This is a genomic window from Paraburkholderia sp. BR14312, assembly GCF_040948675.1.
Lineage (GTDB): Bacteria > Pseudomonadota > Gammaproteobacteria > Burkholderiales > Burkholderiaceae > Paraburkholderia > Paraburkholderia nodosa_A.
Genome location: NZ_JBFPKI010000015.1, coordinates 232,992 through 245,447 on the forward strand (window position 1 = coordinate 232,992; position 12,456 = coordinate 245,447).

The window sequence follows — 12,456 nt, forward strand, 5'->3', positions numbered from 1 at the left end:
TGAACGGATGAAACGCGAATCAGGTTCGGCAATGGACGTATCGCAGCAGGCGAACAACAGCGCGGGCGGCAGCACAGACGCGCCGCCGCTGTTGCGCATGAACGGCATCGTGAAGAGCTTTCCCGGCGTGAAGGCGCTGCGAGGCGTGAGCCTCGAGTTGCACGCGGGGCACGTGATGGCGATCGTCGGCGAGAATGGCGCGGGCAAGTCGTCGCTCATCAAGACGCTCTCGGGGGCTTACGAGCCGGACGAAGGCACGATCGAGATCGACGGCGTACGACTCGCGCGCGGCACCCAGGCCGCAATCGACGCGGGCGTGGCCGTGATCTATCAGGAGCTTTCGCTCGTCAACGACATGACGGTGGCCGAAAACCTCTTTCTTGGCCGCATGCCGCGGCGCTATGGCCTCGTCGATCATCGCAGCGCCAACGCCATGGCGCGCGAGGCGCTGTCCCAGGTCGGGCTGGAAGGCGTGCCACCCGCCATGCGCCTCGGTGATCTGCCGCTCAACAAGCGTCAACTCGTGGAGGTCGCCAAGGCGCTCGCGCGCGACGCCCGCATACTCGTGATGGACGAGCCCACGGCCGCGCTCCAGCATCACGACATCGAGCATCTCTACGCCGTCGTGCGGCGCCTGCGGGCGGCGGGCATGGGCATCATCTTCATCTCGCACCATCTCGAAGAGGTGTTCGAACTGGCCGATTCGGCCGTGGTGATGCGCGACGGCGCGACGGTCGGCGCGCGGCCCATGCCGGAGTGGAACGAACCGGCGCTCGTTCAGGCAATGGTCGCGCGCAATCTCGACTCGTTCTATCCGTGGGAGGCGCGGCCCTATGGCGACGTCGTGCTGGAAGCGCACAACGTGGCGAGCGAGCCCGTGCTGCGCGACGCGAGTTTCAGCATTCGCGCGGGCGAGATCGTGGGCATCGGTGGCATTGCGGGCGCGGGGCGCACCGAGCTTTTGAAGACGCTTTGCGGCGCGCTCCCGCTTACCCGTGGCGAACTGCGGCTGCGCGGGCGCAGGCTCGCGCTGCGCTCGCCCGCGCAAGGCATGCGCGCGGGCATTGTCTACACCGCCGAGGACCGCAAGCTCGAAGGGCTCGTGCTCGACGCGAGCATCGAAGAAAACGTCGCGCTTTCGAGCCTGCGGGCGCTGGTGCGCGGCGGCTTCGTGAGCGCGGCGAGAAAGCGCCGCCTCGCGCGCGAGGCGGTCGAGCGCTTCGCGGTGCGCGCGCCTTCGGTCACGTCGCTCACCGGCAACCTTTCGGGCGGCAATCAGCAGAAGGTGATTCTCGGGCGCGCGAGCGCGACCTCGCCGGCTGTGATCCTGCTCGACGAGCCCACGCGCGGCATCGACGTCGGCGCTAAGACCGAGATCTATGCACATATCGTCGCGATGGCGCGCGCGGGCGCGGCCGTCGTGCTCGTGAGCTCCGAACTGCCCGAACTGCTCGGCATGTCGGACCGCGTGCTCGTGATGTATCGCGGCAGCATCGTCGGCGAAGTCGCGCGTGAGCACGCGAGCTCGGAGACGATCATTCAATGGGCTACCACCGGAGTTGCAGCATGACGTCCACCACGGTTCGACCGCGTGAAGAAACACCAACCCTGCAACAGCGCGTGCTGCGCCAGCTGCGCAGCGGCCTGGGGCCGCTCATTGCGGCGCTCGTGCTGATCTGTATCGCGCTCTCGCTGGCGTCGCCCGAATTTCTCACCACGAGCACGCTCACCAACATCATGGTGCAGGTGTCCGTGGTCGGCATCGCGGCAGTGGGCGGCACGTTTGTGATCATCACCTCGGGCATCGACCTTTCCGTGGGCTCGCTCGTCGCGCTGAGCGGCATGGTGGCCGCGACTGTCATGGCCGGCGCGAGCCCGGACGCGGTCGGGCTCGGCGTAGCAGGGCTCGTGATCGCGCTCGTCACCGGCGCGGCGGTGGGCGCGCTCAACGGCTTTGGCATTGCGTGGCTGCGGCTCGTGCCGTTCATCGTCACGCTCGCGATGATGGCAATGGGGCGCGGCCTTACGCTCGCGATTTCGGACGGGCGCACGAAATTCGACTTCCCCGCCGTGTTTACCGCGTTCGGTGCGAAGACGTTTGCGGGCCTGCCCGCGCCGATGCTCGTGATGCTGGCCGTATTCGTCATTGGCCACGTGTTGCTGCGCAAGACCGAATTCGGCCACCAGGTGTTCGCCGTGGGGGGCAACAAGGAAGCGGCGCGGCTCGCGGGCATTCCGGTGAGCCGCGTGATCTTTCTTACCTACATGTTAGCGGGCGTGACCGCTGCCATCGCGGGCATCGTCCTCGCGGGGCGGCTCAATTCGGCGTTGCCGTCGGCGGCCAACGGGCTGGAGCTGCAGGTGATCGCAGGCGTCGTGATCGGCGGCACCTCGCTCGCGGGCGGGCGCGGCTCGATCGTCGGCACGTTCATTGGCGTCGTGCTGATCGGCGTAATCAATGTCGGGCTCTCGCTGCTCGGCGTCAATCCGTTCTGGACGCAGTTCATCCAGGGCGGCGTGATTCTCGCGGCCGTCTTGCTCGACGCGCTGAGCCAACGGCGCAAGCTTTGAACGGAGAAGTCAACGTGAGCGGTGGTGCGAACGCCACCCATTACTGGAGGCGCGACACGTGAAAAAGATCATTAATCATCCTGATCAATTTGTCGACGAGATGATCGACGCCTTGCTGCTCGCCCATCCGGGCTGGCTCAAGCCGGTCACGGCCGACCGCCGCGCGCTCGTGCGTGCCGACGCGCCGAACGCGGGCAAGGTCGGCATCGTGACGGGCGGCGGCTCCGGGCACCTGCCGGGCTTTCTCGGCTACGTGGGCAAGGGGCTCGCGAGCGGCGTGGCAGTGGGCAACGTGTTTTCGTCGCCATCGTCGGAGCAGATCTACGAGGCCACCAAGGCGGTGCACGGCGGCGCGGGCGTGCTCTACCTGTACGGCAACTACGGCGGCGACGTCCTCAACTTCGATCTCGCCGCGGACCTGGCCGACGCGGACGGCATCGAGACGCGCACCGTGCTCGTTGCCGACGATGTCGCTTCCGCGCCGCCCGAGCGGGCTTCTGATCGCCGCGGCGTAGCGGGCATGGTGTTCGGCTTCAAGTGCGCGGGCGCGGCGGCCGAACGCGGCGACACGCTCGACGAAGTCGCGCGCATTGCCGCGAAGGCGAACGGCGCGACGCGCACGATGGGCGTGGGCCTTTCGCCGACGATCCTGCCGGCGGCAGGCAAGCCCACGTTCACGCTGCCCGAAGGCGAAATGGAGATCGGCATCGGCATTCATGGCGAGCCGGGCACGCACCGCGGCAAACTGGAGAGCGCGGATGCCATCGCCGAACGGCTTGCGGGCGCGATAATCGGCGACTTGCAGGCCAAGGCGGGGGCGAGCGTGGCGCTGCTCGTCAACGGGCTAGGCGCGACGCCGCTCGAAGAACTGTATCTGCTGTACCGGCGCGCCGCGCAGGCCGTTGCCGCCGCCGGGCTGCGCGTGGCGCGTGCTTATGTAGGCGAGTACGTGACGAGCCTCGAAATGGCGGGCGCCTCGATCTCCGTGATGCAACTCGACGAGGAACTCGACACGCTGCTCGATGCGCCGGTGCGCTCGCCGTTCTGGCGCGAAGGCTGGCGCGTGGACGAGGGAGGTGCGCGATGAGTCTTTCGGTCAGCGAAGTCCGGGCGCGGCTCATCGATGCGTTGAACGCGATGCCCGCCAGCGCGGAGGAACTGCGCGAACTCGACGCCGCGCTCGGCGACGGCGACCTGGGCGTCACCGTGAAGGCGGGCTCGCTCGCGGCAGCCGATGCCATTGCGAAGCTGCCGCCCGACGCTGCGCTGGGCGACGTGCTGATCGCCACGGGCAAGGCGTTTTCGACGGCGAACCCTTCGACGTTCGGCGCGCTCGTGGGCGGCGGGCTGCTCGCTGCGGCGAAGACCGTGACGGGCAGCCATGCAGCGGGCCGGGCCGAAGCGCTCGCGATGGGTCGCGCGGTGGCAGCGCGCATAGCCGAGCGGGGCAAGTCGCAGCTCGGCGACAAGACGGTGCTCGATGCACTCGTGCCGAGTCTCGATACGCTCGAAGCGTTCGAATTGGGCGCCGACGCGCGCACGCTCCTCGACGCGATGATCGACACGGCGGAGCGACAGGTGCTCGCCACGGCCGCGTTGCAGTCGAAGAAGGGACGCGCGGCGTGGGTGCAGGAACGCAGTATCGGTCACGCCGATCCCGGCGCAACGGCCTGGCTCAGGTTTCTTCAAGCCTGGCGAGGGTGAGCTTCGCCACTCAACGAACAAGCATCTCGGCCACGCCGGCCGCCGCCAAAAACACGACGACAACGAGCGGCGGCACCTTCCAGCGCGTGAGCAAAAAGAAACCGATGACCGCGACCGCAAAGTCGATCCGTGACTGGACGGCGCTCGTCCACACCGGCGAATAGAGCGCCATGGCGAGCAGCCCGACCACGGCTGCATTCACGCCCGCCAGCATGGCCGCCATGGAGGGATGGGCGCGAAGCGCTTGCCAATAAGGCAGCGCGGCGAGCACTAGAAGCAGGCCTGGTAAAAAGATGCCTGCTAGTGCCACGAAGGCGCCCAGCGCATGACTGGATGGGCCGCTCATGATCCATCCAAGGAAAGCCGCGAACGTGAAGAGCGGACCGGGCACCGCTTGGGCGGCTCCATAGCCGGCAAGAAAGTCGTTCGGCGAGACCCATCCCGTCGCCACGGTCTCACGCTGCAGCAACGGCAGCACCACGTGACCGCCGCCGAACACGAGGGCGCCCGAGCGGTAGAAGGCGTCGAACACGCGGACGGTATGCGTCGTGTCGAATGCGGCAAGCGCCGGAAGCCCGAAAAGCAGGGCGCAAAAGAGGACGAGCGCGACCAGACCGGCGGTACGCGACACGCGAAACTCCTGCGTGTGCTGACGCGTGCCGGCGATGGTTTCCGAAGTCGTGGATCGGCACAGCAGGATACCGAGCGCCGCGCCGAGCACGATGACGATCAACTGTGCATACGCCGTCGTCACGACAGCGAGAAGCACGACCGCAATGAGTGCAATGCCGGCGCGGCGGTGGTCGGGGCACAGGCGGCGCGCCATGTCCCATACGGCTTGCGCGACGACGGCAACGGCGACGAGTTTCAGTCCGTGAATCAGCCCGTTCCCCACGGGGCCGCCGAGTTCAGGCGCGACGATGGCAAAAGCGATCAGGAGTGCAACGGATGGCAACGTGAAGCCGCACCAGGCTGCCAGGCCGCCTCGCCAGCCGGCGCGCAGCAGACCGATCGAAAATCCGGTCTGACTACTGGCGGGACCGGGGAGAAACTGGCAGAGACCGAGCAGATCCGTGAAGGTGGCGTCGTCGAGCCAGCGACGCCGCTCGACGAACTCGCGACGGAAGTAGCCGATATGGGCGATGGGACCGCCAAAGGACGTCAGGCCCAGCTTCAGAAAGACTCGCAGGACTTCAAGCGCGGAGCCTGCACGGTCCGGCTCTGACGTCGACATATCTGTTTCCATGGAACTCAGTCGTAACGAATACAAACATAGATCGATTTTGCGGCGATCATACCCGATCCGCTGGCACGATCGCAGGCCGGGACTTTCACAGCGCTGATCCGGTGGTTCGCAAACAACACACGCCAATGGACGGTTTAAAGCGTCATTCCTCTGCGCAAATCGAGCCGGTAAAACGCTGAATTCTTCTCGTTGATGCTCTCGTTCGTGCGCTGCGCGCGTCAACTGTCTATGCTCGTTGTAATTGTGCCGACACAGCGCCCCGGAGGGAGTCATGCAAGCAGATCCGAAAGTCATCGAATATCTCAATGCGGAACTGAAGAACGAGCTGACGGCGATCAATCAGTACTTTTTGCACGCACGACTTTACGGACACTGGGGTCTCGCAGGACTCGGCAAACACGAATACGACGAGTCGATCGAGGAGATGAAGCACGCGGACAAACTGATCGAGCGGATACTCATGCTCGATGGCCTGCCCAATCTGCAGGACCTTGGCAAACTCCTGATCGGCGAGGACGTTCGCGAAGTGCTCGAGTGCGATCTCAAACTCGAACGCACTGCGCAGGCGCAGTGCAAGGAAGCCATTGCTTACTGCGAATCCGTTCGGGACTTTGTCTCAAGGGAAATTTTCGTCGAGATCCTGGACGACACCGAGGATCACATCGACTGGCTGGAAATCCAGCTCGGGTTGATCGACAAGATCGGCCTGGAAAACTATCAGCAATCGGCGATGGGCTCGGTCAGCTGATACGCGACCCGGCGTGGAGCATGCCGGGAAAAAGCGTGGATGCCGCTTGCGGGGCACCCACGCACCTCTGCTTCAGGAAACCAGTGGTCGACAACGTTTAGTCGTTGTACTTCGTGAGGGGCATCGAGTCGTTGCCACCTGCGTCGCTCGTTGCCGTGACGCTCCTGCCCGTCGAATCGATCAGCGTGACGTTCGCACCTGCTAGCGCGTCGCCGACTGCTACGGTGCCGCCGATGCTCGAAGGAGTGGCCGTCGAGGTGGACGTTGTCGACTCGCTGCTGCCACCGACCCCGCACGCCGCGAGAGTTCTCTTAGAGAAACGAGCACCTGGAATGCCGGCAGCCGGACGGCAAGAAGAATGGCGCATGCAGCGTCAATACCAAAACCCTGGAAAACGTCTTAAGGATAAATGTTTCGGCAATTGCATCGGGCAATAATGAAAGATTTGTGTAATGAAATCGATGGCAAGTCTATGACAGCTGTGTTGCTGGAAACGTTTTCGGAGTCCCAGGACGCCCCCGTAAGGACCGGGCAGCGATGTAATAAAAATCTCGCCGGCAGATGAACAATTTGTATGAAGAAATAAATAATGCCGCCGATAACACAGATATGTCCCGTGCTGCTTCCGGTGTTCGTGTGGCGGTGCACCGGTGTCAGGCGTCACGGACGCCAGGCGTTTGCGCTTGTTCGTTGAGTCGAAACACGGTTGCCGGACTTTTCGACGTTGATACCGCGTCGAGCTGCGCACGAACTCGCTTAAGCATTCTGGTTCTTTCATTCTCACCAAAGTGAATCATGAATTTCAGCAACATGAAGCTCGGCACCAAACTGATCAGCGCTTTCATCCTGGTTTCCGCGATCAGCGCTGCGGTTAGCGGGATCGGTCTGCGCAACATGGCGCAAATCAGCGCAAATGCAGACAAGACGTATCGAGAGGATCTTGTTGGACTGAACCTGATCCAGCAGGCTAACGCGGACGTACTGCGAGTCGGAACTTATCTGCGCAATGCGGTTCTGGCCACAACGGCCGAGCAGCGGGCTGGCTCGCTGGACCAGGCCGACAAGGCACTGGCCCAGGCGCGTGATCACCTGAACCAGGCAGAACCGCTCGTCTATACCGACAAGGGGAAGGCGACCTTCGGCGAGCTTGATCAGGGCTGGCAGGACTACATCCAGGCCTTCAACGAAATGAAAGGCAAGATCAATTCTGCCGCGTTACAGGACCGGGATGGCCTGACTGAATACATGCTGGGTGAGTACCACAACAAGGGTTTCAGGACGCTCGTCCTGATGGGCAATCTGGTTACCCTGAAACAGGGCGACGCGCAAAGGACGGCGGAATCCAACGACGCCGTGTACGGCGAAGGCCGCAATCTGATGCTTGTCCTCGTGGCGATGTCCGTCTCGATCGGCCTCGGTATCGGCATCTGGATGATGCGTAGCGTCACCCGGCAACTGGGTACCGAGCCTGCAACCGCCGCCGCCGTGGCCAGAAGCGTGGCCGCGGGTGACCTGAACGTGAGCATCGACCTGCGCGCCGGCGACACAAACAGCCTCATGGCATCGCTGAAGTCCATGTGCGAGGCCCTGATGCGGGTTGTGTCGGAGGTGCGCGAAAACGCTGAAGGTGTCGCGACTGCGAGCGCGCAGATCGCACAAGGCAATCTCGAGCTGTCGAGCCGCACCGAAGAACAGGCCGCGTCGCTCGAAGAAACCGCGTCGAGCATGGAGCAACTGACCGCGGCGGTCCGCCACAACACGGACAATGCAACGCAGGCTGCCACGCTCGCGGGTACAGCCTCGGGTGTGGCGCAGCGCGGCGGCGAGATCGTTGGTCGCGTCGTCGAGACGATGCGCGACATCTCGACGAGTTCGACGCGAATGTCCGAGATTATCGGTGTCATCGAGGGCATCGCCTTTCAGACCAACATCCTCGCACTGAATGCAGCAGTCGAGGCGGCGCGCGCTGGAGAGCAGGGGCGCGGCTTCGCCGTCGTAGCGGGCGAGGTTCGCACGCTCGCGCAGCGCAGTGCGACTGCCGCGAAGGAAATCAAGGAACTGATTTCCGACTCTGTTCACCGGGTGGAAGCAGGCTCGAGGCTCGTCGAAGAAGCAGGCGGCGCAATCAAGGAAGTCGTGCAATCGGTGAAGCGCGTGACGGACGTCGTCGGCGAAATCTCGTCGGCATCGAGCGAGCAAAGCACCGGTATCGAGCAGGTGAATCAGGCGGTCAACCAGATGGACCAGGTCACGCAGCAGAACGCCGCGCTCGTGGAAGAGGCTTCGGCAGCCGCGCAGACGATGGCGCAGCAGGCGGAGAGCCTACGCAAAGCGGTGGCCTTTTTCAGGTTCAATGGCAACGGAACGACTTCATCTCCGGCGACGAAGCTGCAGAAGGCCTCGCAAAACGTCTCCCGGAACCGCCTCACGTCCTCTCCGGCAACAACGAGAAAGGTCGCCGTGATGGCAGAGCCGTCCGGGGGCGGGAGCAAGGTTCTGGCTGCCACCGCTGCCGGCACATCGGACTGGCAGACATTCTGAGCCGGGCTGCGAGGTTTGGGCGGCGATTCAGAACAGAGCGCAGGCAGGTCGAGTGGACGCAGAGCCACGATGACGCTCGCCGTATGTTGCCGCAGCCGGCGACGAGGAACTCCCGGATGGAGACACGCGGGCCGCGTTACGAGCGGGCCCGTTGAAGTAGCGCGAGACACGACTGCAGCAGCAAGTGCAGTGTGTCAAAGGCCATCTTGCTGTCTCCAGGCATCGGTTGTCGCCGGCTTCGGTGCATTTCAAATCCGCAAAGCCGTGCATTACCCCGGGATGGAGAGCGGCAGGATCCGAATGTTGACTTCTGTCCGGATCGCAATCAAAGACCATGAGATCTTCCGCTTCCCCCAACGTATCGAAGGTAGTTGTGAAGTCGCTCGAGTCCGCGGGAATAGACCACGTGTTTCTGGTCCCCGGAAAGCTGATTTACCCGCTTCTGGCTGCGATTGATGATTCACCATCCATTCGCGGCATCGTTGGCGCTCATGAGACGGGCAGCGCTTTCATGGCCGATGGCTATGCGCGCGCTAGCCGCAAATTCGGCGTTTGCGCAGGAATTTCCGGTCCCGGTACCATGAACTTCGTGCCCGGCATGGCAGCCGCGCAGGCAGACCGGATTCCGATGCTCTATATTGCGGGAGCGATTTCGTCGACAGCGGAGGGTAAAGGGGCGTTCCAGGATGCGACATCAGGCGGCATCTATGAAAGTGGCGTGGTCAGAGGTCTGATGACGGACGTGGTCGAACTGAAGAACAAGGATAATGTTCAGGCGGAGCTACGTCGTGCGACGGACGGGCTGAACTGGATGCGTCGGGCGCGGTCATTCATCAGTATCCCTGTTGACGTTCAAAAGCAGGACGTCCCTCCCGGTCCGCAGGTAGCACGGCGACCCTACGCCCAGCACGAGTTCAATCTGGGTGAAGCGCCCCCTGACCGTACCGCGCTGGATGCCCTGTGCCGCCTCTATCTGCTCCAGTCGAAGAAAGTCGCGTTTCTGATTGGTAGTCGCGGGAATGACGCGGAAACTGCAAGGGCGCTTCTTGAGGTTGCCGAGAAATTTCACGTTCCGGTCGCGACGACGCTGGCAGGCAAGGGTGCCTTTCCCGAGGGACACGAACTCGCGCTGGGCATCTACGGGTTCTCAAGCCATTCGCGCGCCGCACGTGTGATCAATTCGGACGAGCTTGACGCGCTCGTTGTATTTGGCAGCGATCTGAACCAGCGCGACAGCATGAACTGGAGCAGGAAGCTGACCGAGGGGAAGGATCTGCTTGTCTTCGATGATGGCTTCGATCAGCCGCCGATGGGGCACATTGCCCAGCGCAGCATTTTCTCGGGAATCGGGGCTAGCTTCCGGTTGCTTGCCCGGATCAACACGGGCGCCAACGACGATTTCCAGAAAGTGCTCGAAAGAAGGAGGGCATGGATCGCCGGAGTCAGCCAGACTCCCCTGTATGACGGCCAATTCGAGGATTTTTCCGCGCAGCAGGCCTCCAGCGGTAATGAATCGCTTTATCCTGGCGCCGTCATCAAGCGCCTGTGCAAACTGTTGCCCAGCAACAGCAACGTCGTGGTGGACTCCGGTGCCCATCGTATATTCATGGCCCACTACTGGCTGTCGTCGGGTATGGGCAACTACTTTTCGTCCAACGCTCTCGCGCCGATGGGCTGGGCTATTGCAGCCGGAATTGGCGTCAAGCTTGCGTCCCCCGAACGCCCTTGCGTCGTAGTCACAGGCGACGGATGCATGATGATGCACGGAACGGAGATTCAGACGGCAGCTCGCTACGGCGTCAAAGTGATCTACGTCGTCCTGAACAACTCTGCGCACGGTGCAATTCACATCGATGCGATGAGGGGCGGTCTGATTTCCGAGCAGTTCACCAGACTGCCCAGTCATAGCTGGACCGCGTTTGCATCGTCGTTTGGTGTGGCGGCACGCGTGGTTAGCGGAATCGACGAGCTGGACGATGTTCTTGGTGAAGCAAGTCGATATGACGGCCCGTTCCTGATTGAAGTCATGACAGGGGTCTTTCCCGCGCCGAACCGGTACTATTCGGAAGCGGGGGCCTGTTCCTGAACAACTTCAACTGGGCGAACAACAACGAGTCGGCCATCGGCGCATCGTCCAACTATTGCATCGCGCGGCAGAGCTTCCGCCGCTGCTACGCGTATTTGTCGCCTACCGTGTTGCGTATGGGATGCGTGTCGTAGACGATGATCATCTGCTCGATGCGACCGCTTTGGTCGAATTCGAATACATCCACACACTCGAATTTCACTGCAGAGCCGTCTTTCAGCCCCCAGTCGTAGACGAAATAACCCGTCGCACGTCGCGCTCCCGTTGTGCTGACGCAGATGTCAATGGGGCTGATCCGGCTTGCTCCCGACGCGGCATTGACCTTCGCAAAGAACGGCGCGGGACGCATCCAGCCGAGAAAAGGCGAGAATATCCGCGCGTCTGGCGTGAACAGGGCGCAGATTGCAGCGACGTCGCCCCGCTCCAGTTCGCTCAGGTAGGTGCGAATCTGCCGAGTGTATAGTGCTTCCTGTGATGAACCCACAATCATTCTCCGAGCGTATCTTGACAGGTCTGCCCGCACGAAGGAGCGCGGGTATGACGCAGCCACGATAACGACGCAGCGATGACCGAACAATCGAATAATTCGCAACCCGGGTATGCGGATCGTGCATATCCTCTGGCTGACCTCACGCGCGCGTTACCGCCACTGTCCGCGTACCAGGCATTCGTCGCAGCGGCGGAACTTGGCAGCATCAGCAAGGCCGCGAACCACCTGTGCCGAACGCAGGGGGCAGTGAGTCGTCAGGTCCGGCAACTGGAAGATCACTATCGATGTGCGCTGTTCGTGCGCCATGTGTCAGGGCTGACGCTGACAGCAGAAGGCAATGCTCTGCTGACGGTGGCGATCAATCTGCTCACGCTACTGGTTCGACACGCAGACGTTCACGCTCAATCCGCGGCGGTTCTCACCTTGCGGTTACCGTCCACGTTTGCGATTCGCTGGTTGCTGCCGCGGCTGTCGGCGATCAATCTCGCGCTGCCCCGCACAGAGTTGCGCATCTATACGTCGGCGGACGATACGCCGGACTTCACTACGCCCGATGTCGACGCCGTGGTCGTGCGCGGAGCCGGACATTGGGCGGGGATGGACGCGATACCGTTGTTTGAAGAGCGCTTGACGCCGATGTGCACGAGCGAGCTGGCCGCATCGCTGAAATCCGCAGCGGATCTCACCAGAGTCAAATTGCTTCATCCGGGACACGGTCATGGAGAGTGGCGATGCTGGTTCGATCATGTTGGCGCGCCCCAGAGCGACGCCGATGGCGGGCTCGTGTTCGATACCCTCGAATTAACGCTCACCGCCGCGGCACAGGGGCATGGCGTCGCAATCGGCGACCCTCGCATGGCGAAGGAGCGCCTTGAGGCGGGGGCACTCGTTATGCCGTTCAGCGAGGTTGTGCAAAATGGACTGGGCTATTTCCTCGTCTATCCCTCGCAACGCGCCGCTCAGGCCAGGATTCGCGCACTCGCCGACGTCTTGACCCGGCTCGCGCAGGAAGACCCGACTAAGCCGGCCCAATAAGCGGCTGTCGGGTCGCTTACTTCGGCTGAACGTGG

Annotated in this window: 10 protein-coding genes; 8 read left to right on the forward strand and 2 right to left on the reverse strand. The window is 62.9% G+C overall.

Features of this window, described 5'->3' with window-relative positions; translation table 11 throughout:
• Positions 1 to 31: 31 nt before the first annotated feature.
• From AB3X98_RS35125 to AB3X98_RS35140, 4 genes are read left to right on the forward strand one after another with little or no spacing between them, the layout of a single operon-like run.
• A complete protein-coding gene (locus AB3X98_RS35125) occupies positions 32 to 1,570 on the forward strand; it encodes a sugar ABC transporter ATP-binding protein (protein WP_368606517.1) in 1,539 nt (512 codons plus the stop codon).
• Positions 1,567 to 2,571, forward strand: coding sequence for an ABC transporter permease (locus tag AB3X98_RS35130; protein WP_368606503.1), 1,005 nt, complete (start codon positions 1,567 to 1,569; stop codon positions 2,569 to 2,571). The genes AB3X98_RS35125 and AB3X98_RS35130 overlap by 4 nt, the downstream gene beginning before the upstream one ends.
• A 58-nt stretch (positions 2,572 to 2,629) precedes the next feature.
• Entirely contained in the window at positions 2,630 to 3,658 is a 1,029-nt protein-coding gene (locus tag AB3X98_RS35135) for a dihydroxyacetone kinase subunit DhaK (RefSeq protein WP_368606502.1), read from the forward strand.
• Positions 3,655 to 4,275 carry a DAK2 domain-containing protein gene (locus tag AB3X98_RS35140; RefSeq protein ID WP_368606501.1) on the forward strand — a complete coding sequence of 207 codons (621 nt, stop codon included), beginning with the start codon at positions 3,655 to 3,657 and terminating at the stop codon, positions 4,273 to 4,275. The genes AB3X98_RS35135 and AB3X98_RS35140 overlap by 4 nt, the downstream gene beginning before the upstream one ends.
• 10 nt (positions 4,276 to 4,285) lie before the next feature.
• Here the strand turns inward: AB3X98_RS35140 and chrA are convergent, their stop codons facing one another.
• Entirely contained in the window at positions 4,286 to 5,509 is a 1,224-nt protein-coding gene (chrA, locus tag AB3X98_RS35145) for a chromate efflux transporter (RefSeq protein WP_368606500.1), read from the reverse strand.
• A 283-nt stretch (positions 5,510 to 5,792) separates the two neighbouring features.
• On the opposite strand from chrA, the gene bfr reads away from it, so the two are divergent.
• From bfr to AB3X98_RS35160, 3 genes are all read left to right on the forward strand, one after another.
• On the forward strand, positions 5,793 to 6,269 hold the full coding sequence (gene bfr / locus AB3X98_RS35150) for a bacterioferritin (protein ID WP_368606499.1): 477 nt from the start codon (positions 5,793 to 5,795) through the stop codon (positions 6,267 to 6,269).
• A gap of 795 nt (positions 6,270 to 7,064) precedes the next feature.
• Positions 7,065 to 8,810 carry a methyl-accepting chemotaxis protein gene (locus AB3X98_RS35155; protein WP_368606498.1) on the forward strand — a complete coding sequence of 582 codons (1,746 nt, stop codon included), beginning with the start codon at positions 7,065 to 7,067 and terminating at the stop codon, positions 8,808 to 8,810.
• 334 nt (positions 8,811 to 9,144) lie between these two features.
• Positions 9,145 to 10,896 carry a thiamine pyrophosphate-binding protein gene (locus AB3X98_RS35160; RefSeq protein ID WP_368606497.1) on the forward strand — a complete coding sequence of 584 codons (1,752 nt, stop codon included), beginning with the start codon at positions 9,145 to 9,147 and terminating at the stop codon, positions 10,894 to 10,896.
• Positions 10,897 to 10,981: 85 nt separating this feature from the next.
• Here the strand turns inward: AB3X98_RS35160 and AB3X98_RS35165 are convergent, their stop codons facing one another.
• Positions 10,982 to 11,380, reverse strand: a complete 399-nt coding sequence (locus tag AB3X98_RS35165) for a nuclear transport factor 2 family protein (RefSeq protein WP_342946126.1) — start codon at positions 11,378 to 11,380, stop codon at positions 10,982 to 10,984.
• A gap of 81 nt (positions 11,381 to 11,461) precedes the next feature.
• On the opposite strand from AB3X98_RS35165, the gene AB3X98_RS35170 reads away from it, so the two are divergent.
• Complete coding sequence (locus AB3X98_RS35170) at positions 11,462 to 12,421, forward strand: LysR substrate-binding domain-containing protein (protein WP_368606496.1); 960 nt, start codon at positions 11,462 to 11,464, stop codon at positions 12,419 to 12,421.
• Positions 12,422 to 12,456: the final 35 nt, after the last annotated feature.

Excerpts from the sequence above, each read along its gene's own strand:
- AB3X98_RS35130 (WP_368606503.1), top strand. The coding sequence starts at position 1,567 with ATGACGTCCACCACGGTTCGACCGCGTGAAGAAACACCAACCCTGCAA.
- AB3X98_RS35140 (WP_368606501.1), top strand. The coding sequence starts at position 3,655 with ATGAGTCTTTCGGTCAGCGAAGTCCGGGCGCGGCTCATCGATGCGTTG.
- AB3X98_RS35125 (WP_368606517.1), top strand. The coding sequence starts at position 32 with ATGGACGTATCGCAGCAGGCGAACAACAGCGCGGGCGGCAGCACAGAC.
- AB3X98_RS35160 (WP_368606497.1), top strand. The coding sequence starts at position 9,145 with ATGAGATCTTCCGCTTCCCCCAACGTATCGAAGGTAGTTGTGAAGTCG.
- AB3X98_RS35155 (WP_368606498.1), top strand. The coding sequence starts at position 7,065 with ATGAATTTCAGCAACATGAAGCTCGGCACCAAACTGATCAGCGCTTTC.
- chrA (WP_368606500.1), bottom strand. The coding sequence starts at position 5,509 with ATGTCGACGTCAGAGCCGGACCGTGCAGGCTCCGCGCTTGAAGTCCTG.
- AB3X98_RS35170 (WP_368606496.1), top strand. The coding sequence starts at position 11,462 with ATGACCGAACAATCGAATAATTCGCAACCCGGGTATGCGGATCGTGCA.
- bfr (WP_368606499.1), top strand. The coding sequence starts at position 5,793 with ATGCAAGCAGATCCGAAAGTCATCGAATATCTCAATGCGGAACTGAAG.